The organism is Photobacterium kagoshimensis (genome assembly GCF_050337045.1).
Lineage (GTDB): Bacteria > Pseudomonadota > Gammaproteobacteria > Enterobacterales > Vibrionaceae > Photobacterium > Photobacterium kagoshimensis.
Genome location: NZ_JAKJSO010000042.1, coordinates 1 through 2,954, shown reverse-complemented (window position 1 = coordinate 2,954; position 2,954 = coordinate 1). Strand labels below are relative to the sequence as shown.

At 43.3% G+C, this 2,954-nt stretch carries 4 protein-coding genes and 1 pseudogene; 3 read left to right on the top strand and 2 right to left on the bottom strand.

Features of this window, described 5'->3' with window-relative positions:
- Window positions 1-521 precede the first annotated feature (521 nt).
- Window positions 522-793: pseudogene (dhiT, locus tag L4C35_RS22880) on the top strand (type II toxin-antitoxin system toxin DhiT).
- Complete coding sequence (gene dhiA, locus L4C35_RS22875; RefSeq protein WP_428465022.1) at window positions 787-1,311, top strand: type II toxin-antitoxin system antitoxin DhiA; 525 nt, start codon at window positions 787-789, stop codon at window positions 1,309-1,311. Before dhiT ends, dhiA begins: the two are co-directional and overlap by 7 nt.
- Window positions 1,312-1,446: 135 nt before the next feature.
- On the opposite strand, the gene L4C35_RS22870 is transcribed toward dhiA, so the two are convergent.
- Both L4C35_RS22870 and L4C35_RS22865 read right to left on the bottom strand, forming a co-directional pair.
- Window positions 1,447-1,947, bottom strand: coding sequence for a GNAT family N-acetyltransferase (locus L4C35_RS22870; protein WP_428465024.1), 501 nt, complete (start codon window positions 1,945-1,947; stop codon window positions 1,447-1,449).
- Window positions 1,944-2,216 (bottom strand): type II toxin-antitoxin system TacA family antitoxin, encoded by a 273-nt coding sequence (locus L4C35_RS22865; protein ID WP_428465021.1) that lies wholly within the window; start codon window positions 2,214-2,216, stop codon window positions 1,944-1,946. The genes L4C35_RS22870 and L4C35_RS22865 overlap by 4 nt, the downstream gene beginning before the upstream one ends.
- 580 nt (window positions 2,217-2,796) lie before the next feature.
- On the opposite strand from L4C35_RS22865, the gene tnpA reads away from it, so the two are divergent.
- Window positions 2,797-2,954, top strand: a 158-nt coding sequence (gene tnpA, locus L4C35_RS22860; protein WP_428465023.1) for an IS66 family insertion sequence element accessory protein TnpA, incomplete at its 3' end; no start/stop codon positions are given.

Here is a 2,954-nt window from a genome sequence, read left to right as displayed (position 1 = left end):
CCATCATCGAGGATAGCCGCTTTCAATATTGTGGTCGGAGCGCTGGCAGGGAAGTGGTTACATTTTGGTGGTTGCCGAAAGAAATAGAACTACAGGCGATGTTCGCGGCTTGAATTTGGCTGCCTTTTTATCCGTATTCGAGCTCGTTTTTGGTTCATCTTTTCTAGGTAAACCATAGTGCTAACATTATCGTAGCCGCTATTTTGCGGGTAAACGCGCAGTAATTTCCGTGGTTATAGCTTTGAATTTGTCTGCCTTGGGTTGGGTGTTTGTCGCGCTTAATCAGCGCAATTTTTAACTGCACTTCATCATGGCAGGCAAGCTGCTTGAGCTAAGTCGAACGGCCGGGTAACAAAGGCATTAAGGTGACGCCTGACACTCGGCGGTTTTGGTTTGATGTGTATTTGGTTTTGTTAGTTCAGCGTTGGCGCACCTTATGCCAAGGCGTTATATACTCTTTTCTTTGTCTCTATAAGGAGACGGTGCTATAGTTTGTCTATGACAGGTCCATTGAGGTTCATATGCCCGAAATTGATGTATTGCTGGGACTTTCGTTTTGTATGTATTTCTTTGATAACAAACAGCACAAACTCCCTCATGTCCATGTGAAATATGGCGGCTATGAACTTATCGTAGCAATAGAAACCGCTGAAAGTTTAGAAGGTTATCTTCCAAATAAGCAGCGAAAAAGAGCAGAAGCACACATTGCCGATAATCGTGAAAAACTAATGCAAATGTGGGCAAAAGCTGTGAATGGCGAGAATCCAGGTAAGCTATAGGTGATGTATGCTAAAAGTAATTGATGTTGATTGGCTGGAAGGCTTCAAGCTTGAGCTAACATTTAGTGATGGCTTTTGTGGTGAAGTTGACCTCAAAGAAATTTTCCAGAAACCTGCTTTTAAATTAGTTCATGATTTCAAGCGTTTTGCCCTTCGTAGCGATGGCTCACTGGATTGGGAGGGGGTTGATCTACCAGCTAGTGTTCTTCGAGAGTTAGCGATAGGTAGCTACGTTGATTCGCCTTTAAATCTTATAAATGTTCAAGAGATGGAGCAAGTCATTAAGCAAGCTGCTTGGGACTCAATGAAGGAAGGTCGAGTTGATATTCTCCAAGCTGCTATTCGTTCATATGTTGAGTTTTTCGGTCATAGCCAGGTAGTTGAACGAGCCGGTATAAAGAGTCGAACAAGCGCTTATAAATCACTAAAGCCAGAGACATCACCAAGCTTTGGGACCTTAGTACAGCTTGGACATGCGGTGATTGAAATAGCTCAAGATCAGGCAAAAGAATCTAACGCAAGTCGTATATAACAAAGCCATCAATACGACCTCAAACACTCGGCATTATAGGTGTCGGGTGTTTTTGTATGCGCTTGAGTCAATGTGGCTAATTTAATAATGGTTTGCGGCGTATTATGGCAAGCGTTAGCCGCAAAAGGCGAACCATCAATCGCCAATGCTAGCTCGTACATCTGCAATAGTTATAAATAGTTTGTTTTCAGCATCTTGAAATGCAGTGAAACCATATTTTTCGTAGAAGTATTCGGCACCGTCTTTAGCGTCAACTATAACGAGAGGGAAGGCTACAGTTTCACTGGCCATTAGCAATTTTTTAAGTGCATCAATAAGTAACCATTCACCATAGCCATTACCTTTGTATCGTTGGTCAACAGCAAGTCGGGCGATCAAGCCGCCAGAGCTGGCATTTTGATGTTTTTTCTGTAGTTTTGTTGGTAATGATGTTAAATCAATAGGTGTCATGGTTAGTGTGTAATAGCCAATGATATGTTCGGTACAGTTTGCATCTTCAAGTACAAAAGTACGGGTGTTGTCTTTCTTGGCCTGTTGACTTGCCATGATTTTCAAATAATTGTTTAGAGCATCAATACCACAATCAAAGCGATGACGGTCGTGTTTAACTTTGTCTAATTGTACCGTCTTCATTATTGCGTTTTGTCCTTGTAACGAGCAGCTGCCTGTTGCAGACGCGCATTAGGTTTAGCTGGTTCATCAAGAGCATCCATGAGCATCATGGCATCACGTTGACTGAGCTTAAGTGCTCGTTCACGTTCCATAATCAGTTTTGCTTTTTCAACAGCGGCACTAAGAACAAATGAGTTAATACTAGACATGCCGGCGATAGCAGCAGCTTGTGATAGTAATTCTTGAGTATCAATGTCTACACGGGCAGTGATACGTGGTAATGCAGCGGCCATACAAACCTCCATTGAGTGTCAAAGTGGCACGTGAAGAGTATGGCATTGTTGTTTGAGATTGGCAATTGTTGTGTCATATAGGCATGCGGCTAACAAGGCCATCAAGTTGACGCGTTACACTCGGCGGTTTTGGTATGGAGTTCGGTGCGCTTGGTTGGTTCACCATGGCGCAACTTATGGCAGGCGTTACCCGACTTGGTTGAGTTCTTTTTGTGTACTTAACTCCGCTGTCGCTGTGCGTTGGTCAATTCCAGATAAATTCGTATGCAGTAAGAATCGTTCGTTGTTCATAGCGGCTTCTTATTTTTAAATGTCTCAACGATTTGCGTGAATGTTCGCTGGTAACCGCGCCAACTTCTGTATTGGTTTTAACCATGGTTCGGCCGTGGCGGTTGATGCTCCGCGTACTCCCAGTTCTTAAATTTCTTGGCTATTGCCTCGCCATTTTCGAGGAGTGCCGCTTTCAATATTGTGGCCGGTGCGTTGGCAGGGAAGTGGTTACATTGTAAGCGTCTAATTAACCACACATTCTAATTTCAGCAAGCCTTTGTCATAGTTTCTCTAGCCTAATGGAGGAACTATGACACAATCAGAAAAGCACCAACATTGGACGGCCATTGTTTTCAAGCAACAAGAAAGTGGCCTTTCCATTCCACATTTTTGTAAAGAGCACGACATCAACTACGCCACTTTTCACTACTGGCTGAAAAAGCTCAAGCAAACCGACGATGAACAAGT